37 protein-coding genes are annotated in these 15923 nt (G+C 67.9%); 4 read left to right on the top strand and 33 right to left on the bottom strand.

Annotated elements, in window-relative coordinates:
* Positions 1 to 178: 178 nt before the first annotated feature.
* From ACZ51D_RS30780 to ACZ51D_RS30850, 15 genes are all read right to left on the bottom strand, one after another.
* Positions 179 to 349 (bottom strand): hypothetical protein, encoded by a 171-nt coding sequence (locus tag ACZ51D_RS30780; protein WP_465664063.1) that lies wholly within the window; start codon positions 347 to 349, stop codon positions 179 to 181.
* Positions 346 to 516 (bottom strand): hypothetical protein, encoded by a 171-nt coding sequence (locus ACZ51D_RS30785; protein WP_465664065.1) that lies wholly within the window; start codon positions 514 to 516, stop codon positions 346 to 348. The genes ACZ51D_RS30780 and ACZ51D_RS30785 overlap by 4 nt, the downstream gene beginning before the upstream one ends.
* Positions 509 to 964, bottom strand: a complete 456-nt coding sequence (locus ACZ51D_RS30790; protein ID WP_465664067.1) for a hypothetical protein — start codon at positions 962 to 964, stop codon at positions 509 to 511. Before ACZ51D_RS30790 ends, ACZ51D_RS30785 begins: the two co-directional genes overlap by 8 nt.
* Positions 965 to 1020: 56 nt before the next feature.
* A complete protein-coding gene (locus ACZ51D_RS30795; protein ID WP_465664068.1) occupies positions 1021 to 1218 on the bottom strand; it encodes a hypothetical protein in 198 nt (65 codons plus the stop codon).
* A gap of 211 nt (positions 1219 to 1429) precedes the next feature.
* Positions 1430 to 1819 (bottom strand): DUF6205 family protein, encoded by a 390-nt coding sequence (locus ACZ51D_RS30800; RefSeq protein WP_465664070.1) that lies wholly within the window; start codon positions 1817 to 1819, stop codon positions 1430 to 1432.
* 4 nt (positions 1820 to 1823) lie between these two features.
* Complete coding sequence (locus ACZ51D_RS30805) at positions 1824 to 2192, bottom strand: hypothetical protein (RefSeq protein WP_465664072.1); 369 nt, start codon at positions 2190 to 2192, stop codon at positions 1824 to 1826.
* A complete protein-coding gene (locus ACZ51D_RS30810; protein WP_363567691.1) occupies positions 2189 to 2776 on the bottom strand; it encodes a 3'-5' exonuclease family protein in 588 nt (195 codons plus the stop codon). The genes ACZ51D_RS30805 and ACZ51D_RS30810 overlap by 4 nt, the downstream gene beginning before the upstream one ends.
* Entirely contained in the window at positions 2773 to 3054 is a 282-nt protein-coding gene (locus tag ACZ51D_RS30815; protein ID WP_465664073.1) for a hypothetical protein, read from the bottom strand. Before ACZ51D_RS30815 ends, ACZ51D_RS30810 begins: the two co-directional genes overlap by 4 nt.
* Positions 3051 to 3290 (bottom strand): hypothetical protein, encoded by a 240-nt coding sequence (locus ACZ51D_RS30820; protein WP_465664074.1) that lies wholly within the window; start codon positions 3288 to 3290, stop codon positions 3051 to 3053. The genes ACZ51D_RS30815 and ACZ51D_RS30820 overlap by 4 nt, the downstream gene beginning before the upstream one ends.
* Positions 3287 to 3718 carry a hypothetical protein gene (locus ACZ51D_RS30825; RefSeq protein ID WP_465664075.1) on the bottom strand — a complete coding sequence of 144 codons (432 nt, stop codon included), beginning with the start codon at positions 3716 to 3718 and terminating at the stop codon, positions 3287 to 3289. Before ACZ51D_RS30825 ends, ACZ51D_RS30820 begins: the two co-directional genes overlap by 4 nt.
* A complete protein-coding gene (locus ACZ51D_RS30830) occupies positions 3715 to 4086 on the bottom strand; it encodes a hypothetical protein (protein WP_465664077.1) in 372 nt (123 codons plus the stop codon). The genes ACZ51D_RS30825 and ACZ51D_RS30830 overlap by 4 nt, the downstream gene beginning before the upstream one ends.
* A 45-nt stretch (positions 4087 to 4131) precedes the next feature.
* The gene (locus ACZ51D_RS30835) at positions 4132 to 4509 is read right to left on the bottom strand and encodes a hypothetical protein (protein ID WP_465664078.1); all 378 of its coding nucleotides are present in this window, start codon (positions 4507 to 4509) and stop codon (positions 4132 to 4134) included.
* A complete protein-coding gene (locus ACZ51D_RS30840; RefSeq protein ID WP_465664080.1) occupies positions 4506 to 4946 on the bottom strand; it encodes a hypothetical protein in 441 nt (146 codons plus the stop codon). The genes ACZ51D_RS30835 and ACZ51D_RS30840 overlap by 4 nt, the downstream gene beginning before the upstream one ends.
* Before the next feature lie 64 nt (positions 4947 to 5010).
* Entirely contained in the window at positions 5011 to 5238 is a 228-nt protein-coding gene (locus ACZ51D_RS30845) for a hypothetical protein (RefSeq protein WP_465664081.1), read from the bottom strand.
* 11 nt (positions 5239 to 5249) lie between these two features.
* Positions 5250 to 5609 carry a hypothetical protein gene (locus ACZ51D_RS30850; protein ID WP_465664083.1) on the bottom strand — a complete coding sequence of 120 codons (360 nt, stop codon included), beginning with the start codon at positions 5607 to 5609 and terminating at the stop codon, positions 5250 to 5252.
* A 105-nt stretch (positions 5610 to 5714) separates the two neighbouring features.
* Between ACZ51D_RS30850 and ACZ51D_RS30855 the strand changes: the two genes are divergently transcribed.
* A complete protein-coding gene (locus ACZ51D_RS30855; protein WP_465664085.1) occupies positions 5715 to 5942 on the top strand; it encodes a hypothetical protein in 228 nt (75 codons plus the stop codon).
* Positions 5943 to 5946: 4 nt separating this feature from the next.
* Here the strand turns inward: ACZ51D_RS30855 and ACZ51D_RS30860 are convergent, their stop codons facing one another.
* From ACZ51D_RS30860 to ACZ51D_RS30935, 16 genes are all read right to left on the bottom strand, one after another.
* On the bottom strand, positions 5947 to 6267 hold the full coding sequence (locus ACZ51D_RS30860; protein ID WP_465664087.1) for a hypothetical protein: 321 nt from the start codon (positions 6265 to 6267) through the stop codon (positions 5947 to 5949).
* A 104-nt stretch (positions 6268 to 6371) separates the two neighbouring features.
* Positions 6372 to 7262 carry a hypothetical protein gene (locus ACZ51D_RS30865; RefSeq protein WP_465664089.1) on the bottom strand — a complete coding sequence of 297 codons (891 nt, stop codon included), beginning with the start codon at positions 7260 to 7262 and terminating at the stop codon, positions 6372 to 6374.
* Positions 7259 to 7381: a hypothetical protein gene (locus tag ACZ51D_RS30870; RefSeq protein WP_465664090.1), complete on the bottom strand. Its 123-nt coding sequence runs from the start codon at positions 7379 to 7381 to the stop codon at positions 7259 to 7261. The genes ACZ51D_RS30865 and ACZ51D_RS30870 overlap by 4 nt, the downstream gene beginning before the upstream one ends.
* 3 nt (positions 7382 to 7384) lie before the next feature.
* On the bottom strand, positions 7385 to 7642 hold the full coding sequence (locus ACZ51D_RS30875) for a hypothetical protein (RefSeq protein ID WP_465664091.1): 258 nt from the start codon (positions 7640 to 7642) through the stop codon (positions 7385 to 7387).
* Positions 7643 to 7645: 3 nt separating this feature from the next.
* Positions 7646 to 7954 carry a hypothetical protein gene (locus tag ACZ51D_RS30880; protein ID WP_465664093.1) on the bottom strand — a complete coding sequence of 103 codons (309 nt, stop codon included), beginning with the start codon at positions 7952 to 7954 and terminating at the stop codon, positions 7646 to 7648.
* Positions 7951 to 8118 (bottom strand): hypothetical protein, encoded by a 168-nt coding sequence (locus ACZ51D_RS30885; RefSeq protein WP_465664094.1) that lies wholly within the window; start codon positions 8116 to 8118, stop codon positions 7951 to 7953. Before ACZ51D_RS30885 ends, ACZ51D_RS30880 begins: the two co-directional genes overlap by 4 nt.
* A gap of 3 nt (positions 8119 to 8121) precedes the next feature.
* The gene (locus ACZ51D_RS30890; RefSeq protein ID WP_465664096.1) at positions 8122 to 8517 is read right to left on the bottom strand and encodes a DUF4326 domain-containing protein; all 396 of its coding nucleotides are present in this window, start codon (positions 8515 to 8517) and stop codon (positions 8122 to 8124) included.
* A 104-nt stretch (positions 8518 to 8621) separates the two neighbouring features.
* Positions 8622 to 9206 carry an HNH endonuclease signature motif containing protein gene (locus ACZ51D_RS30895; protein ID WP_465664097.1) on the bottom strand — a complete coding sequence of 195 codons (585 nt, stop codon included), beginning with the start codon at positions 9204 to 9206 and terminating at the stop codon, positions 8622 to 8624.
* Positions 9206 to 10591 carry a replicative DNA helicase gene (gene dnaB / locus ACZ51D_RS30900; RefSeq protein WP_465664226.1) on the bottom strand — a complete coding sequence of 462 codons (1386 nt, stop codon included), beginning with the start codon at positions 10589 to 10591 and terminating at the stop codon, positions 9206 to 9208. Before dnaB ends, ACZ51D_RS30895 begins: the two co-directional genes overlap by 1 nt.
* Before the next feature lie 24 nt (positions 10592 to 10615).
* Complete coding sequence (locus ACZ51D_RS30905; protein WP_465664098.1) at positions 10616 to 11104, bottom strand: hypothetical protein; 489 nt, start codon at positions 11102 to 11104, stop codon at positions 10616 to 10618.
* Positions 11105 to 11641: 537 nt separating this feature from the next.
* Positions 11642 to 11839 (bottom strand): hypothetical protein, encoded by a 198-nt coding sequence (locus ACZ51D_RS30910; RefSeq protein ID WP_465664100.1) that lies wholly within the window; start codon positions 11837 to 11839, stop codon positions 11642 to 11644.
* The gene (locus tag ACZ51D_RS30915; RefSeq protein ID WP_465664101.1) at positions 11836 to 12054 is read right to left on the bottom strand and encodes a hypothetical protein; all 219 of its coding nucleotides are present in this window, start codon (positions 12052 to 12054) and stop codon (positions 11836 to 11838) included. The genes ACZ51D_RS30910 and ACZ51D_RS30915 overlap by 4 nt, the downstream gene beginning before the upstream one ends.
* Before the next feature lie 5 nt (positions 12055 to 12059).
* A complete protein-coding gene (locus tag ACZ51D_RS30920; RefSeq protein ID WP_465664103.1) occupies positions 12060 to 12257 on the bottom strand; it encodes a hypothetical protein in 198 nt (65 codons plus the stop codon).
* Positions 12254 to 12466: a hypothetical protein gene (locus ACZ51D_RS30925; RefSeq protein WP_465664104.1), complete on the bottom strand. Its 213-nt coding sequence runs from the start codon at positions 12464 to 12466 to the stop codon at positions 12254 to 12256. The genes ACZ51D_RS30920 and ACZ51D_RS30925 overlap by 4 nt, the downstream gene beginning before the upstream one ends.
* Before the next feature lie 108 nt (positions 12467 to 12574).
* Entirely contained in the window at positions 12575 to 13129 is a 555-nt protein-coding gene (locus ACZ51D_RS30930; protein WP_465664106.1) for an endonuclease domain-containing protein, read from the bottom strand.
* A complete protein-coding gene (locus ACZ51D_RS30935) occupies positions 13129 to 13410 on the bottom strand; it encodes a helix-turn-helix domain-containing protein (RefSeq protein ID WP_465664107.1) in 282 nt (93 codons plus the stop codon). The genes ACZ51D_RS30930 and ACZ51D_RS30935 overlap by 1 nt, the downstream gene beginning before the upstream one ends.
* Before the next feature lie 198 nt (positions 13411 to 13608).
* Here ACZ51D_RS30935 and ACZ51D_RS30940 point away from each other — a divergent pair, with 198 nt between their 5' ends.
* From ACZ51D_RS30940 to ACZ51D_RS30950, 3 genes are all read left to right on the top strand, one after another.
* Positions 13609 to 13941, top strand: coding sequence for a type II toxin-antitoxin system RelE/ParE family toxin (locus ACZ51D_RS30940; protein ID WP_465664109.1), 333 nt, complete (start codon positions 13609 to 13611; stop codon positions 13939 to 13941).
* A gap of 77 nt (positions 13942 to 14018) precedes the next feature.
* Positions 14019 to 14390, top strand: coding sequence for a helix-turn-helix domain-containing protein (locus tag ACZ51D_RS30945; RefSeq protein WP_465664111.1), 372 nt, complete (start codon positions 14019 to 14021; stop codon positions 14388 to 14390).
* A complete protein-coding gene (locus ACZ51D_RS30950) occupies positions 14387 to 14842 on the top strand; it encodes a hypothetical protein (protein ID WP_465664112.1) in 456 nt (151 codons plus the stop codon). The genes ACZ51D_RS30945 and ACZ51D_RS30950 overlap by 4 nt, the downstream gene beginning before the upstream one ends.
* 71 nt (positions 14843 to 14913) lie before the next feature.
* Here ACZ51D_RS30950 and ACZ51D_RS30955 read toward each other — a convergent pair whose 3' ends face one another.
* On the bottom strand, positions 14914 to 15342 hold the full coding sequence (locus tag ACZ51D_RS30955; RefSeq protein WP_465664114.1) for a hypothetical protein: 429 nt from the start codon (positions 15340 to 15342) through the stop codon (positions 14914 to 14916).
* Between the two features lie 11 nt (positions 15343 to 15353).
* The gene (locus ACZ51D_RS30960; RefSeq protein WP_465664115.1) at positions 15354 to 15899 is read right to left on the bottom strand and encodes a GIY-YIG nuclease family protein; all 546 of its coding nucleotides are present in this window, start codon (positions 15897 to 15899) and stop codon (positions 15354 to 15356) included.
* Positions 15900 to 15923 lie beyond the last annotated feature (24 nt).

A 15923-nucleotide genomic window follows, 5' to 3' on the forward strand; every position in this document is an offset into this window, starting at 1 on the left:
CACACCATCACACCTACTGGCTCCCGAACTCACCGAAGAACCACTGGCTCCCCAACAGACCGAATCCGTGGCTCTACTTCACCCCGGTGAAAACAGTCTACCGTTACGTCCCCGGTTTGTCCTCCCCGGCCTGCGCCCCGCCGCGTCCACACCGCGTCGGGGCGCAACCGTGACAGCCTCAGCACGTCGGCGGTTCCCCGTCCAGCTGCACACTGCCCACCCAATCGACCTCCCAGCCGAGCCGCTCGGCTGCATCCCAGACCGCGGCGGCCTGCTGCTCGGGGCCGGACTCCGAGCCGTAGGTGGACCGGCGCCGGGAATTGACGACGATCCGCGGGATGTCGTTCATGAGAGATCCTCGGCGTCAGGGCTGTTCGTGTGGAGGCGCAACCCAAGCTCCAGCGCCGCCATGTGGATCTCCGGCGAGGGCGTCATGCCTTGCCGCTCCAGCTCGGCCGTGACCTGGTCCGCGAACGCCCCCGCCGCGTCGAGGTCCTGCTGCGACAGGTCAGCCATGAGGCTTCTCCCCTGCGGCCTCGGTAAGGACTTCCTCGACTGCGGCCTTGTACCGCTGCTCCACCCGGCTTCGGATGTCGTACAGGTACGGGCGAACCGCCCGCTCGACATCGCCAGGCCTGGTCTCTGTGAGCAAGTCGAGAACGGCCCGCCAATCCTCGCGGTGTACGGCAGCGTGGAGGGGCTTGAGGTGAGCGCGAAGCTTCTCCATGTCCTCATAGGTGGCGCGGTCCCGGTCGGACAGGCCCGAAGCCCAGGTTCGCCGCTTCGTTGGGTCGGCGGGGATCTGCGGGAGCTGGTAGAGCGCTTGGGCGTAGTGGATCTCGTTGGTACTGATCCAGTCTTCGGCGTGCTCGGCGATGGTGTGGATCTCGTCGGGATCGAGTTGGCGGGCGGCGTGGCCGGCGGGGAGGAGGTCGTCGGGGTGGACGCCGAGGTGCTGAGGCATGTGGGCTCCGATCAGCTGGCCGGGGTGGGTGATGCTGTCACAGGGCAGGGCTTGTGTCATCGGGCCGGCTTGATGACGCGCAGCTCGCTGGCGTGGCACAGAACGGGCCCGATGAAGAAGCCGACGCCGTTGACGGTCCACCGGCCTTGAGTGAGCGGGCCAGGCGGGGCCTCGTCGACGATGTAGCCGGTGCGGCCGGCGGTGAGGGGGTCGTTGCGGTCGGCGTCGTCCCCGAAGGGCCAGGCGGTGGTCATGGTCCGATCCATTCCGTCTTGTGTTCGGGGCAGTACCAGACGTCCCGCGTGACGCCGTCGAGGTCTTCGAATTCGTCGCCGTTCCTGCCCGCGTAAGCGCAGTCATCCTCAGCTCGGAGGCAGGCGCAGATGCTGATGCAGCAGGGGTCTTGGGGACTGCACTCGTCTTCGATGCACTGCTCGTCGGTGCAGTACAGGGCGTCCCCGGCGGTCACTGCTGCTCCTCGCTGTCGATCCAGGTGGTCTGCGGCACCTGCCGGATCACGGTGCGGTCGCGGACGATGTACCGCCACGGGTCGCCGCTGGGGTCTAGGGGCTGGGCTTCGATGGCGCCGGCGAACTGGTGCTCGGGGAAGCCGTCGATGATGGCCTGCAGTTCGGTGTGGATGTGGTAGCCGCCGTAGGCGCCGTACTCGGTGAGCGGGACGATGGCCTCGCCGGTGACGGTGGTGACCGTGCCGGTTGGGGTGTGGTCGACGGTTTCGGTGGTGCGGATGCGGAGGTCGTTGAGCGGGCCCGCCTGGGTGTTCCTGATCTGGACCCACGTGAGGGGCGGGGTGATGTCGATGTGTCCGGTGAAGTGCGAGTCGTAGGCGCCCACGGTGTTACTCCTTCTCGTAGTTCGGCCAGGTGTGCCCGTCAGGGTCTTCGCAGTCGCCATCGTGGCCAGGATCGAGGATGCAGAAGGTTTCCTGGCCGATCCCGTTGTGGTCCATGGAGTCGCAGTGGGGACCGGTCCCGATGCGGGCTTCCCGTTCGGCTTCCAGGGCATCCAGGGTGGCTTGTGCAGCCAGTTCGCCGTTTTCGCGGTTACGGCGGTCGATCCAGCCGCGCCGTGCTGCTTCGGAGCGGACGGCGCGCGCTTCGGGGGTGTTGCGGCGCGCCTTGGCGGCTTGGCGTCTCGCCTCTTCGGCGGCGGTGAGGGCGGCATCCAGGCGCCGCATGAACGTCCAGATTCCGTCCGGGTCGGTCACGGCTGCGCCTCGTTGTTGCAGCCGATCTGGTGGTCGCCGCCGGTGCCGGTGCACGTCGGGCACGGCAGCGCCGGAGAGGCAAGCAGGAACTCGTGGATCCGCCGGTTGTACTTGGCGTCCGCGAGGGCGTGATGCTCACCGCCGTCCTGCTGCGGAAGCTTCGGGTCGCCGGCCTGCCAGGCGAGGGACTGCAGTTCGTGGAACCACCGGGGGATGTCCTCGGGCATGCGGGACCAGTCGTTGCCCCAGAGGGAGTGGAGGCGGCACAGGTCTTGGGCGCCGTACCAGGCGTGAAGGTGGGCGGGTTCGTGGTCGCCGAAGTAGCGGGTGATGTCGTCCCGGATCTGCGCGAGCGGTTTGACGTCGGGGTGGAAGTGGTCGAGGAAGCTGGCGTTGTTCTTCGGCAGGTGGGGCCAGACGTGTTTGCCGAGCCAGGGGTGGAAGGCGACGTCGGGCAGGTTGATGTTGGCGTTGATGGCGTAGTAGTCGCGGCCGTGGTTGTCGGTGAGGGCGATGCTGATGAGGCCGCCGGTGGTGGGGTCGGTGGGGATGAACTCGGTGTCGAGGTAGACGTTGCGAATCACCTGGGCTCCTTCGTCACGGCTTGGCGGGGTGCGAAGTTGAGGGTGGCGTGCCACATGTCGCTCGGGTCGCTCTCGTATCGGACGTCGGCGACTTGGTAGCGGGTGTCACGGTCATGGTCCTTCTGGAGGAGCAGGTAGTCGCCTTCGCGGATGCGCGGACCGATGAGCGGGCCCCAGCCGGAGACCTTGAGTTGCCGGCCGCCGTCGGCGGTCTGAGTGACGGCGTAGTCGTGGCCCCAGACGCGTTGGCCGGGGCCGTAGTTGTGGGTGGTGTTCACGCGTGGTCTCCGTCTCTGACGCAGGCCTCGTCACGGAGGCGTTCGAGCTCTGCGTGGTCTCGTTCTTGCGTGTGTGCGATGAAGCCGCGGGCGGCCTGGCGTCGGGTGCAGCCGTGGTCGGGCAGGGTCTCCAAGGTGCGGGTGGTGACCATGGTGTGGCAGTCGGAGCAGCGGATGCGGCCAGTGCGCTGCCACTCGGCTTCCTCCGCGGCGATCTGGTCGTGGTCGGCGTTCACTGCTGCTCCCCTGTGGTACATCCGGTCTGGTGGTCGCCGCCGGTGCCGTCGCAGACCAGGCAGTAGGTGCCAGGCACGTGGACTCGGATGGACTGACCGGGCCGGGACGGCTCCTCGACGAACCCGTCCGCGGTGAGGATCGCGACCAGGGCGGTCTCCATCGCGGCCTTGACGGCCCTGTATCGGGCGACCGTCGGGTGCCGTTCGTCCCAGCCGGCTTGTTCCGCGTCGTAGCTGCCGATGGCGAGGTCATCGTGGACATTCCAGGCGACGATGACGCACCCGTAGGGGATGTCCGCGGTCATGGCGACGCCGGTGTCGAAATCGTCGTCGGGGTGGTCGTCCATGTCGATGAGGTGGAAGCCGGCTTGGGTGAGGCTGTGGCGGACGGCGTCTTCGAGGTCGATGAGGGCGGGGCTGGCGGTCACTGTGGCTCCGTTGTGAGGTCGATGGTGAGCTGGCCGGCGGCCTCGATGGCGGCTCGGCGGGTGGCGGCTGCGGTGTGCCGGTGGTGGTCGCGGTCGTAGTGGAGGTGGCATCCCTGGCACATGGCGCGGAGGTTGGCGGGGTCGCAGTTCTCGGGGGTGTGGTCGAGGTGGGCGACGGTGAGGACGACCTTCGAGCCGGTGCCGTACGCGGCCTGGCCGTTGATGTTCGGGCACCGTCCGTCGTGGGTGCCGCGGCCGCACTCGCCGACGCACTCGCAGCGGCCAGCAGCACGGTTGGTGCGGATGCCGAGACTGATGGCGGGCCAGTCGGCCGGGTAGCGGCCACGGTTCTCCGGGCGTATGGGCACGGTGTCTCCTCGGTCAGGCCGCTGCGCTCTGAACGGCTGACGGGATCACTGCTGCTCCCCTGCGTGGTGGATGGCGAAGCCCTGGGCGAGGTCGACGGGGTGGCGTCGGCCGTCGGCGGTCTCAACGAAGAAGGTGAGGTGCTTGTCGTTGGCGAGGGTGCTGGCGACGACGGTTCCGGTGAACGTCACGGTGACGCGGGCGCCCCGGGGGAAGTTGGCGCGGAGTTCGTCGAGAGGACCCGCAGCGCGGAGGCGGGGATGGGGCGCCTCGACGGGGACGGAGATCGTCGTGGTGTGCGGGCGCAGCGCGGGGACCGGACCAGTGGCGCACTTGCAGAGGGAGCGCGAGGCCGGCTCGGAGCGGTAGGGCTGCTGGCACCGGCCGCACCGCCACTCAGTGACGGTGGTGGTCGCCCGGCTCACGGCCGCCCCCCGGGCTGGGAGCCGGCCCGCTGGCCCGCGTTGCCCAGCCGGATCCGAAGCTCCTGGGCGTACTGGGCGGACACGCCGTGCGGGGAGCAGTAGTCGGCCATCTCGTCGGCGAAGTCGCGGGCCGCCATTTCGACGGCGCGGAGGCGGTGGACCTCGGCGAGCAGGGCACCCACGTCGCCATGTGCGTGGAGGACGAACCGGCGGTTCTCCTCGGCGTACGGGGCGTTGAACTTGAGGACGCCGATCTGTCGGGGATAGCCGTCGATGTGTGTGCGGACCGTGTCGCGGTTCTTGTGAGGCTCGGGGTCGAGGTGCCAGTGTCCGCCCTCGGCGGCGGCGTAGCGGTCGTGGATGGCTGCGAGCCACTGATCAGGCAGTCCGCTGTGCGGGAGGGCTGCGAGGGACGTGTTGGGCTGGGTGGCGGTCATCGTGGGGCTCCTCAGTCGTGATGGCGGGTAGCGATGTGCCAGAAGTGGTCGCCTCGGTCGGCGCTCACTGCTGCTCCTTGTGCTGCTCGCGGGCGGCGAGGTCCGCGACGGGCAGCTCCGCAAACTCGGCTTCGGTGGTGGGTCGCGCCGGAACCTCGTAGTCGAGGGCGAACGGGGCGGCCGACAGCACCGCGTCGGGCCCGGCGTGCTCGCCGGTGTAGCCGCCATCCTGCTCGGCTCCGCAGCTGCAGTAGGCGCCTTCGTAGGCGTAGCAGTGCTTGAAGTGCCGCATGCTGGCCCCTCCTAGAAGAAGTTGGCTTCGAGGAACACGTGCGGGCCGTCCTGGTGGTAGCCGGGCAGGCCGCGCCGGGCGCCGTAGCGGGTGCGCAGCGGCCAGCCCCGACTGTTGCGGGCCTCAGTCATGAGGGCGTCCATCTCCTCGGGCGTGACGTCGTAGCCGGATTCGGCGCGGACAACGACGTCGGGGCGGCGGATGAACGTGGACCAGGCGGCGTAGGTGGTGAGGCCGAGGTCGGGGTGGGAGTGGAAGAGGAATCGGACGCCGCTGGCAGCCTGGCCGATGTGGAGGCCTTCGCGGGTGCTGGCGGGGCCGTTGTCTTCGCCGCCGGGGAAGGGGCCGAAGGCGTAGAAGTTGGTGCTCATGGTGGACCTCCCTCTCAGTCTGTCTATTTTTTAGACACTCCCAGTGTGACCGACCATCAGCCAACCTGTCTAGGAAATAGACAGAACCCGTGGAACCATTTGCCCATGACCGCAGAACACTGGCCCCACACCCTCAGGGAACGCGCTCTCAAGATCCGCGCACAGCTCGACGCCCTCGACGACGAGATCCTCCTCGCCCACGCCGCAGGCCTCTCCTGGCGCGACATCGGCACCTCCGCCGGCATCAACCACGAAAAGGCCCGCCAGGCAGCCGGTCGGGTCGCCAAACGACCCGACCGAAAGCCGCTCCCACCCCTCTCCGGGGCCGGGTAGCCGCTCAGACCGCGCGGCGGGAGTCGTCGTACTCGGCGAACGCCGCCGCGGCCTGCTCGACGTACCGGCACTGCCAGCCGCACTCGCCGTCGGCGTCGTGGAACTGCAGGTGCAGCTCCTCGGGACTGGACCAGGTCACGTCGGCCGGCGTCTTCCGGGTGCGTGAGCAGGGCCGGAACATCCACTGGGCGAGGAACGTGACCGGGTTGTCGCGGTAGTCGCGGCGGGCGGCGTGGGCGTGGAGCCAGCGGGCGAACGTCATGTCGAGGCGGATGGCCGGCGGCTGATTGGAGCCGGGGCAGCCGTCGCTGTAGAACGTCGCCATGGGGTCGAACGGGGCGTGATGGAGTTTCAGGCACCCGTCTTTGCGGATCGGCAGCGTCTGCTCACACGTGCCGCAGATGCCCTCAGGAGGGGGCGAGAACGGCCTCACGGCACCTCCCCCTCCCCCGGCTGCAGCGCGGGCTGTTCGGCGCCCACAGGGGCACCCTGGGCCTTCCTTTCGGCTCGCATGCCGACGAGCCACTTCTCGTACCGGACGGTGGGGTCACCGGAAACACACCAGCAGCCCATCCACTTTGCGTGCACACCGGGGCGATGCCACTCGACGTACCTGTGCTCGACCTCGGTGCCGGGGCACTCGGGGTTGCTGCACGACTTGCTGTCGTCATGGTGGTGCGTCAGGTGACCGTCGCAGTAGAAGCTCCGGCGCCTACCAGCCCCGGCCGCGGCCCACTGCCTGTCGTACGCCTTCAACGCGGCCTGGCACGATCCACGAAGGTGGAACATCGCGGAGCCGTCGCCAAGGTCGGGCCGGATCAGATTCGGCCCGTCGAACCGGTGGTACTTCTGCCGGCTGGTGATGGGCTCCCGGCATCCGTGACAGGAGCCGGGCATGATCGCCATCTGCTGCTCGAAGCGTTCGGACGCGCGCTCGGCAATCCGCTCATTGTGGACCTCGGAGCAGGGCGGAAGCTCACCACAGCGTCGGCACACAGCGTAGTGCTCGGGCAGGGTCCACCACCTGGCAAACGCCGAGCACTGCAGGTGCAGCGCCTTGCCTGTGCCGTCACGTTCGTCGCGCACGACCAGAACGACGGGCCGCTGGTACCAGGTTTCCGGATCGGGGCAACCGTGTTCGGTCCAACTGTCGAGGTACTTGGCGGGCCAGTTCACAGTGTCGACAGTGCGGGTCTCGATGACGCGGTACGGCTCGCGTTCGAAGATGACGATCTGGCCGGGGGCCAGCTTGCCAGCACTGGTGTGGCCAGCGTCGCGCTGTGCCGGGTACCAGGCGTCGGGGTCGACGCGGATGATCACGGGGTCTCCTCCTGCCAGGCGGGTTCATTGCTGCCTTCGGGGCAGCAGTCGTCATCGCGGTTTTCGACGGGGTTGCCGCACCAGGTGCAGTACCAGTAGTCCGGGTTGGGATCGGCCATCGGTCAGGTCTCCCGCCGGGTGCGGGCGGCGAGCAGGGCGTCCGCGGCGCGGTTCTGGCCGAACCGGTACCAGTGCTGATCCGGGCCGGTGTGCGGAGCCGGTGGAAGCGCCTGGATCAGTGCGGCGCCTTCGGCGAGCGTCTCCTCGCGAACCTGCGCCGCGTACTCGTCGAGCAACTCCGCCGCCTGTCCGGGCAGCATGAAACTGACGTGGAACGCCCGCTCGATCCGCTCCCGCGGGGTTCGCTTCGACCTGGCCATCGGTCAGGCCTCCTTCGGGGCGTGGGCGGCATCGAGGGTGAGCGACGTCGGGCACGGGGCGGGAACGAGCACATGGCGCCGCGGTCCGCCGCCAGCCATGACTGAGCACTCGTCGCAGATAGTCAGAGCGCCGCGAACGATGGGCTGGTGCAACTGCCTGATGGCATCAAGGACGCCGCGGATCCGATCAACCTCGCCAAGCATCGCGGCGTAGTCCGCTCGGATCGTCTTGGCGGTGTACTGACTGGGGCGTTCACCGCGGTCACGAATGTCGGCAAGCTGGCCGGTGGTGAGCGGCAGGGCGTCGCTCACTCGTCGCCTCCGCTGGTGTCGTACGGGCGGGCGGTGACGGTCACGGTGCCGTGGTAGCCGGCGGCGCCGAGGGCGGTGTCGATGATCTCGGTGATGCGGTCGGCCTCATCCTCGCTGTCGAGGTTGCCGATCCACACGTCAGCCGTCGCGTAGTAGTCCGCCATCAGTCAGGCCTCCAGGAAGTCAGGCTTGGAACTGCGGTCCACCAAATCCTCCAGCGGCGTCGACCCGTTCGCGACCTCCAGCAGCCAGTCCCCGTGGCACGGCGCGCCAACACGGCACCAGCACATCAGAGTCCGGCCAGCGAGCTGCTCGCGGATGACCCGGAGGAACTCGACGTCGTGGGTGCGGGAGTTGCGGAAGCAGGCGACGGCCTGCTCGGCGGTGAGCGGGCCGTGCGGGCGGCGGTCGGTCCAGCCGCCGGGGAGAACGGTCCAGCCGGTGGAGCCGACGCGCCACGCGTTTCCCCAGGCACTGCCGCGGCCTACGTACACGGCATCGTCGGGGGCGCGCCAGCCTTTGGTGCGGAGGCGTTGGATGCGGGCGGGGGTGGTGACAGTCATGGTTGATTCCTCCCGATCTGAGATGAATTGTTCCAGTTTTGCGGGCGTGCGAATAGCCCGCTGACGTGACGAAATGCGCTCAACTCCCCTTCGGTGTGCCGGAGTCAGTGGGCAGGCCCACGCGTCCCGACCCACTCACGGAGCCGGTTGCACGTCTTGCAGTACCGTCGCCCGTCGTACAGGTACGTGTTCTCTGCGTCGTACGCATGGCCGGCCGGGCAATGAGTCTTGATGGCGTTCCGCACCCCGCCGCGGCCACGCCGCGTGTTCTCGGCGAGCGTGGCCGGTTCGAGGTGTTCAACGTTGATGCACCTGCGGTGCACGCACCGCGGACCCCCCTGGCACGACAGGTCCAGGTTGTGGCACGTGTGGTCAAGAGCCAGCCCCGCCGGTATGGGGCCGACCTTGAGTTCGTAGGCCACTCGGTGCGCGAGCCGGGAGGCCCCGTTCACACTCAACTCCCCGTAGCCGCGCGGGTTGATCGTGCCGGTGTAGAGAACACAGCCACCGGGGCCCGGCTCCGTGCGGGCGTTCAACTTCTCCTCCGCGTGACCGTGGAGAAGGATCGGCGCGAACTGGCCCGTCTGCTTCAGCAGCGCGCGCAGCTTGAGGTAACAGCGCTGGCAGCGGTCTCGTGCATACATTGCCGACGACCCGCAATCGGCGCATCGCCGCGCAGAGGCGGCCATCACTGCTCCCTGGCGAGGTCGGTGAAGCGACTGTAGTGCAGCTGGCTGGCCACGGTGATCGTCGCCGTCGGCCCGTTACGGTGCTTCCCAACGATCAGATCCGCCTCACCGGCCCGCGGCGACTCCTTCTCGTACGCGTCCTCACGGTGCAGCAGGATCACCATGTCGGCGTCCTGCTCGATCGACCCGGACTCGCGCAGATCCGACACCACCGGCCGCTTGTCCTGCCGCTGCTCCGGGCCGCGGTTCAGCTGCGACAGCGCCACCACCGGCACGTTCAGCTCCTTCGCGAGCGTCTTCGCTCCGCGGGAGATCTCCGACACTTCGAGCTGCCTGTTCTCGGCCTTCCCCCCACCGGACTGCATGAGCTGCAGGTAGTCGATGACGACCAGGCCAAGCGGGTGCTTCTGCGCGAGCCGACGCGCCTTGGTGCGGATGTCCATGCCGGTGAGCTGCGCCGAGGCGTCGATGTACAGCGGAGCCGCGGTGATGGCCGGCATCCGGCGGGCGATCCGCGTCCAGTCGTCGTCGGTCAGGTTGCCGGAACGCACCCGTTCGAGCAGGACCTTCGCCTCGGCCGACAGCAGCCGGTCATGGATCTCGCCGCGGCTCATCTCCAGGCTGAAGATGACGGTCGGCAGGCCGTGCTGGATCGCGGCGGAGCGGGCGAAGTCCAGGGCGAGGGTGGACTTGCCCATCGCCGGCCGCGCCGCCACCACGATCATCTGACCGCCGCGCAGCCCTCCGGTCAGCGCATCAAGGTCGGCGTAGCCCGTCGGAACGCCGACGAGCTTGCCCTGGTTCGCCTTGCGGGCCTCGATGTCATCGAGGTGGCCGCCCATTGTGTCAGCGACCGCGAGCATGTCCTCCTCGGCGTGCTCGTCGGCGACCTCGAAAAGCTCCTTCTGTGCGGCGTCCACGATCTCCCGCACGTTGCCCTCGGCAGCCCGGCCCATGTCGGTGATGCGCATCCCGGCCTTGACGAGGCGGCGCAGCACGGCCTGCTCGTGGACGATGCTCGCGCAGTACGCCGCGTCCAGCGCGGTCCTCGCCGTCTCCATCAGGGCGTGGAGGTAAGGGGCACCGCCGACCCGCTGCAGGTCGCCGGTACGGGTGAGCTCCGCGGTGACGGCGATCGGGTCAGTGGGCTCGCCACGGGAGAACAGGCGGACGATGGCCTTGTGGATCTCCTCGTGCGCAGGCCGCTGGTAGTCGCGGGGCTTGAGGACGGAGCAGACTTCGCCGACCTTGTCGCGGTCGAACATCATGCCGCCGACGGTGGCCTGTTCGGCCTGGAGGTTGCTGGGGCCGCCGGCCGGGATGACGTCCGACTCCGGCTCGGGTTCGGGCTCGAAGTCCTCGGGCTGGGGTTCGACGAGGTACATGGTCACAGGGAGGCTCCTGGAGGGTCAGGCCGCGCTGGCGTGGACGTTGGGGTGACAGGCCGGGCAGGGCTGCCCGCTGCGGGTGCGCCAGCGGGGGTTGTGGGCCGCGTGCGGGTTGTTGTCGAGGCAGGTGCCGCACGCCGGCGGGAGGCTGCCGCGGCGGCCGTGGACCTCGGCGTAGGGGCGGAGGTTCGGGATGCGCCGTTTGGCGAGCACCTCCGCCGGGTTGGTGATGCCGTTGGGGTTGGTGCACAGCTCGGCAACGAGCTGGTCGTCGAGCTTCCAGCCGAGGCGCTGTGCCGTAGCAGCGAGGCGGGGGGCCAGGCTCCGGGCGTCGAGGGGGCCGAGGGTCCAGGGCCCCGGGAGGCGGCCGAGGAGAAGCCGGGCTCGGTTGAGGTTTTGGTTCGAGTCCTCCTCCTCCGGGCCGTTCGGGAGGGTTGGCGGCGAGGGCTCGCTCGGCGCGGTCTCCCTGGAGGAGGAGGTAGTTGAGGAGTAAGGAGGAGTAGGGGTCATCTGTTGGATGAAGCATTCGGGGTTTGCTTCACCTGTTGGATGAGGCATCGCGCACGATGCTTCATTCGTCGGGTGAGGAATCCCGTCCAATGCTTCATCTGTTGGGTGAAGATCACCGGATTCTTCATCTGATGGATGAGGAATCCGGGGCGCCAGGACGGGGATCCGATACGTCGCAGTCCGCCCCTTCACCCCAGCGGTCACCACCTCCAGCACACCCTTGCGGATCAGTGCACTCCGCAGGTTCGACCACGCTGCCGGCTTCATCCTCACGCGGCGAAGAATCACCGGGTCGTTGACCGGTGTGAACGTCCGACGTGTCATGTCGTTGGCGTCCCGCGCCAACACCAGCAACCCCTTCCACTCCCCAGTCGTCAACGAGTCCGGGGCGAAGTCCATGACTTCCTCGACCAGCTTGATCCCCATCACGACACCGCCGATGCGGGTACGGGGGTACGCAGGTACACGGCTTCTCCAGCTGGACGTGAAGGTGAAAGAGAATGGGGCCGCCCGCAGTGGGGCGGCCCACAAGGGATGTCAGCGGCCGAGGATCCGGTCGATCGTCCGCTGCGCCGACGCCGCCGGCAGATCACCGGTCACCGTGTGGTGACCCGTCTGCGGCTCGTAGTGCGTCTCGACGTTCTCGAACCCGAGCCGGCGGGCATCCGCAGCGGTCGCAGCGATCCTGCTCGCGGCGCCGGCCTGGTTCTCGTGGAGGGACTGGATCTGGCTCACTCCGGCACCCCCTCGACGAACGTCACGTTGTCGCCGTGCACCGACTGCAGGACCATCACGACCAGCTCGGCGGTCAGGAACCGCGGGTCGAAGCCGACCAAGACCATGTCGGGGGCAGTCCAGACGGTGCGCATCGCGGGCCCATCATCGGGAAGGGTCACGGCGATCAGACCGGCGGTGATACGCGGGCTGGCGGCGCTCAGGGTGGTCTGCATGGCGCTCACTCCCCCACCCGGTCGCAGTTCACGGCCCGCAGGTAGCGGTGCGCGAACAGGCGGGCGCCCTCACGGTCGCCGCGGCGCAGCGCCCAGTTCATCAGGCGCAGCAGGAAGCCGGGCTCGGAGGAGGAGGTCGGCCAGCGGCTGGCGAGGCCGACAGCGAGGTTCTCGGTAGGACGGGCCACAGTGACGGCGATCATCGGGCCACCGCCGGGGTGACGTCGAAGAGGTCACCGAACAGGTTGGTCAGGACGGACCAGGCGTCCTTGCGGTCGATCTGCGCCGGCGAGTACGCGGCGATCACGCCGGCGCCGAAGCGCTGGAAACGCAGCGGGTGCGGGGCGTCGTCGGGCAGGAGGCCGGCCAGAGCGGCCGGGGCAGGGTTGGGGGTAGCGACAGAAGATGCCATGATGGATCTGCTCCTTTCGCGTGCGCCACGGTTTCCAGGCCAGCGGGCGCGCGCGTTGGGTTGAACGGCCCCCTTGCGGGGCCGTTCACTGTTTGATTCCTCAGATACTCATTGCTTGGGCTGACTGCGTAGTTCGTCGATGAAGCGGACGAGGACTGCGAAGCCCTGTGGGCTCATCCGCTCTCGTAGCGTTCGAGCGATGTCGGCGGGCTTGTCGAGGTCGACGGCGATGCTGTTCTGACCCAAGCTGCTTACCGCCCAGAGAATCGCGCGGTAGTCGTGCAGGTCAGACCAGATCTGCACCGAATCTGCAGTGACTGAGCCCTGATCCTGCCATTCGCCGCCAAGGGCTCTCGCAAACCAGGCACGGGCCGAGTACGCGTCAAACGCCCGAAGTGACCTACGAGAGCGCTTCGCCCAGAAGCGCAGTACCGTGTCGAATCGACCGAGGTACATGTTGCAGCGGTAGCAGACGAGCCCGCGCACGACACTAGTCCCGTATCGATGATCGTGGTCGATCACCAGTGGCTTGTCTGCACCACAGAACTCGCAAAGGCCCCGTGACCGCTTCCCGAGAGCGTCGTAGTCATCGCAGGTCAGCGAGTATTTGCGGTGAAGGCCGCAGTTTCCGCTGGCTCGTCGATGCGGAAATGGCTGGGGCATCAGGCGGCGAGCGGGTGACCGTCGGCGCAGAGAAGCTTCTCCACGGGAACGCCGTACTCGGCCGCGAGCCGAACTGCAGTGTCGAGAGAGGGGGCATTCTCGCCCCGGGTAACTCGACTCAGGACCGTGAGATCGATGCCCGTCCGCTTGTGGATCCTGTACAGGCTGGTGTCGCCATTGTCGGCAGCTGCGGATCGGAGCCGCTCCGTGTGGAGCGTGTAGGTCGCCACTTCAAGGCCCCCAAGGTCGATTGGCTGCACCCATTGTGCGGCCACAACCACACCTTAGCAGTCTCTAGTGCGCCTAGACTAGTCCACCTTGGGAGTTGGTTGACCCGTCGAGGCCCGGACGTCTCGACGATCGGAGTGCGGAAACCCCGTATCGGCCCAGGCGATATCGGCTACCCTCCTTCGGGGGGAGGGTCTGCCGAATGATGGGGGTCGCCTGTGCCCAGACGCTGGGAGCTCTACCGATCGCCGATGGGGGCCGACGTCGTACGTCGGGAGATCGACAAGTGCAAGCTGAAGCGCTTCGAGATCGCAAAGCTCCAGGCGATCATGGGGCGCGCCGCCACAGGCACGCTCCGTCCTCCCGACGTCAAGCATCTGGGTGATGGCCTGCTGGAGCTGCGTTTCGAGGGAGAGAAGCGGATCTTCCGTCTCTTCTACTCCGAGGTCGACGACCAGGGGCCTGTCCTGCTCGCGCTCAAGTTCATCAACAAGAAGTCCACACAGGGCATCGCCACGCAGCCCGGCGACATCGACTCTGCGCGCAAGCGGCTGACGGAGTGGTCCGGACGCCAGCGCCCGTGACCGGAGTAGAAGCCCGCCGTTGATGGAATATCTGGCTTAGGCGATACTCGGAGCATTCTTCAAGGGGAGAGAGCACCATGGATGAGCACTTGGCATCACTACTCGGCATCGACCCGGACGACTCGGACGCGAAGCGCGCTCATGAGGACGCGGAAGCCCTGATGCAGCTCATCCAGACGCTCGTGGCGCACCGGAAGTCCTCGAAGCTCACGCAGAAGGCGGTCGCTGCCGACATGGAGACGACGCAGTCGGCGGTGTCGGAGTTCGAGCGGCAGGGTGGTGACCCCCGCCTGTCGACGATCATGAGATATGCGCGGGCCGTCGGCCTGAAGATCTACATCAAGGCACACACTGACCAAGAGGTCGCCCAGCCGTCGAGCAGCTGGACGCAGGTCGCCGAGACGGAAGAGCGTGTCCCCAGCTCTCCTGGCCGGCGGAAGGCAGCATGACAGACAGCACCGCACGGAAGATCACGACCGTCGACGAGCTGCTCGCTGTGGCGCACCTGCATCACATCCAGTACTTCGAGGTGAGCGGGCGCCGCTTCGACGGCTTCGAGCCCCCCAATGACGGGCTGCCCGACGAGGGGTTGGCGCAGGTTCGGCTGATGCAGCTCTTCGACGGCAAGGTCATCGCCGCACGAGCGCGCGCCGAGGTACACGCCGAGGAGGGCGCCCTGGTCGCGGACGTGGCCGCGTTCTTTCACGCCTCCGAGGAACTCAGCGTCACGCCGGATGTCCTTGCCGGCTTCGTCAAGCGCGTCGCCTCGCCCATCATCCGCCCATACCTGCGCGAGGCCATTCACGGCACCGCCATGAAGCTGGGCATGGCCGAGGTGCCCCTCCTTGCCCCACTGGATCATGCAGGCGACGAGGTTCCCAGCCCGGACTTGGCGGGCTGAATCGATTCACCAGCCTTCGCGCACAGCTGCGCCCCGCACCGGGTCCCACCGGGCGGGGCGCAGCTGTGTGTTCAGCGGACGTGGTTGATGAAGGCGCGCGACCCGTCACGCAGGTCGATCGTGGCGCCGTAGCCGACAGCCGGCGGGGTGGGCTGGGATGAGTAGCGCTCGACGGCGGCAATCTCGCCCGGGTCGGCGGCCAGCAGGGCGGCAATGAGCCCGCGCTCGACGCCGCCCAAGCTGTCCATCTCTGCGTCCTCAGGCTTGCCGTACCCGGCCGGCTTCTCCCCCAGCGTCGGGTCCAGCTCGGGGTGGTCGCCCCACTTCTCGCCGGGTGCGCTCATGAGCACGATCTGCCAGTTGGTGGTCCGGCCGCCGGCCTCGACGACGACGCCGTACGGGTGCCGGGTATTGCCGGTGTCGGCAAAGGTCTTCGCCGCCGCGCCCGGCAGGGACGACGCGGCGTCGAGGAGGAGCTGCTGAAAACGGGCAGGGCGCATGAACGTGTCCTTCAGATCGTGGGGGTCTGATCCACCGTACTGGGCTTGACCTTGGACGCAGGGCGACAGCCCCGGAGCCACCAACGACTCCCCCGCCCTTCGAGCACGTGCTGCTGCGCCAGCTCCCAGAACAGAGTTGAGATCGTGGCTGGCGAGGTTCCGTACCTGTCGGCAAGGACGGTGGCGTAGGGAAGCACCTGCCCCTGCCGGTACGTGTCGCAGTTGATATCAGCGCGCAGGAGCGCCTCTATCTCCGCCTTCCGCGGGTCTTCGTAGATGTGAACGGCGTTGCCGAGCGGAGGGTGAGGGTTTAGATGCGACGCGTCGAACCTCGGACGCTCGTTCGTCAGGACCTGCGCCTCAGCCGCTTCGGCCAGTCCCCTGCAGTCGTACCACTCAGCGGTCTTCCGGTGGACGAGGTGCCACCAGGTCTTGTAGAGGCGATGGGTAGTCCACCGCTTCTCAAGGTCGTGGGTGATACCCGCGTACAGCAGCGCATCGTCAATGTCGTAGAACCGATAGAGGGCAGTGCGCCGCTGCGCGAGTGACTCCTTCACAGGTCCCCCCAAGCGAAATGGCGA

The organism is Kitasatospora sp. NPDC033851 (assembly GCF_055576085.1).

What these genes read in the sequence shown, in the direction of transcription:
- ACZ51D_RS30780 (WP_465664063.1), bottom strand. Translation starts at nt 349, where the DNA reads ATGAACGACATCCCGCGGATCGTCGTCAATTCCCGGCGCCGGTCCACC.
- ACZ51D_RS30785 (WP_465664065.1), bottom strand. Translation starts at nt 516, where the DNA reads ATGGCTGACCTGTCGCAGCAGGACCTCGACGCGGCGGGGGCGTTCGCG.
- ACZ51D_RS30790 (WP_465664067.1), bottom strand. Translation starts at nt 964, where the DNA reads ATGCCTCAGCACCTCGGCGTCCACCCCGACGACCTCCTCCCCGCCGGC.
- ACZ51D_RS30795 (WP_465664068.1), bottom strand. Translation starts at nt 1,218, where the DNA reads ATGACCACCGCCTGGCCCTTCGGGGACGACGCCGACCGCAACGACCCC.
- ACZ51D_RS30840 (WP_465664080.1), bottom strand. Translation starts at nt 4,946, where the DNA reads ATGACCGCCACCCAGCCCAACACGTCCCTCGCAGCCCTCCCGCACAGC.
- ACZ51D_RS30845 (WP_465664081.1), bottom strand. Translation starts at nt 5,238, where the DNA reads ATGCGGCACTTCAAGCACTGCTACGCCTACGAAGGCGCCTACTGCAGC.
- ACZ51D_RS30850 (WP_465664083.1), bottom strand. Translation starts at nt 5,609, where the DNA reads ATGAGCACCAACTTCTACGCCTTCGGCCCCTTCCCCGGCGGCGAAGAC.
- ACZ51D_RS30855 (WP_465664085.1), top strand. Translation starts at nt 5,715, where the DNA reads ATGACCGCAGAACACTGGCCCCACACCCTCAGGGAACGCGCTCTCAAG.
- ACZ51D_RS30860 (WP_465664087.1), bottom strand. Translation starts at nt 6,267, where the DNA reads ATGGCGACGTTCTACAGCGACGGCTGCCCCGGCTCCAATCAGCCGCCG.
- ACZ51D_RS30870 (WP_465664090.1), bottom strand. Translation starts at nt 7,381, where the DNA reads ATGGCCGATCCCAACCCGGACTACTGGTACTGCACCTGGTGCGGCAAC.
- ACZ51D_RS30875 (WP_465664091.1), bottom strand. Translation starts at nt 7,642, where the DNA reads ATGGCCAGGTCGAAGCGAACCCCGCGGGAGCGGATCGAGCGGGCGTTC.
- ACZ51D_RS30885 (WP_465664094.1), bottom strand. Translation starts at nt 8,118, where the DNA reads ATGGCGGACTACTACGCGACGGCTGACGTGTGGATCGGCAACCTCGAC.
- ACZ51D_RS30890 (WP_465664096.1), bottom strand. Translation starts at nt 8,517, where the DNA reads ATGACTGTCACCACCCCCGCCCGCATCCAACGCCTCCGCACCAAAGGC.
- ACZ51D_RS30895 (WP_465664097.1), bottom strand. Translation starts at nt 9,206, where the DNA reads ATGGCCGCCTCTGCGCGGCGATGCGCCGATTGCGGGTCGTCGGCAATG.
- dnaB (WP_465664226.1), bottom strand. Translation starts at nt 10,591, where the DNA reads ATGTACCTCGTCGAACCCCAGCCCGAGGACTTCGAGCCCGAACCCGAG.
- ACZ51D_RS30905 (WP_465664098.1), bottom strand. Translation starts at nt 11,104, where the DNA reads ATGACCCCTACTCCTCCTTACTCCTCAACTACCTCCTCCTCCAGGGAG.
- ACZ51D_RS30915 (WP_465664101.1), bottom strand. Translation starts at nt 12,054, where the DNA reads ATGCAGACCACCCTGAGCGCCGCCAGCCCGCGTATCACCGCCGGTCTG.
- ACZ51D_RS30920 (WP_465664103.1), bottom strand. Translation starts at nt 12,257, where the DNA reads ATGATCGCCGTCACTGTGGCCCGTCCTACCGAGAACCTCGCTGTCGGC.
- ACZ51D_RS30925 (WP_465664104.1), bottom strand. Translation starts at nt 12,466, where the DNA reads ATGGCATCTTCTGTCGCTACCCCCAACCCTGCCCCGGCCGCTCTGGCC.
- ACZ51D_RS30930 (WP_465664106.1), bottom strand. Translation starts at nt 13,129, where the DNA reads ATGCCCCAGCCATTTCCGCATCGACGAGCCAGCGGAAACTGCGGCCTT.
- ACZ51D_RS30940 (WP_465664109.1), top strand. Translation starts at nt 13,609, where the DNA reads ATGGGGGCCGACGTCGTACGTCGGGAGATCGACAAGTGCAAGCTGAAG.
- ACZ51D_RS30945 (WP_465664111.1), top strand. Translation starts at nt 14,019, where the DNA reads ATGGATGAGCACTTGGCATCACTACTCGGCATCGACCCGGACGACTCG.
- ACZ51D_RS30950 (WP_465664112.1), top strand. Translation starts at nt 14,387, where the DNA reads ATGACAGACAGCACCGCACGGAAGATCACGACCGTCGACGAGCTGCTC.
- ACZ51D_RS30955 (WP_465664114.1), bottom strand. Translation starts at nt 15,342, where the DNA reads ATGCGCCCTGCCCGTTTTCAGCAGCTCCTCCTCGACGCCGCGTCGTCC.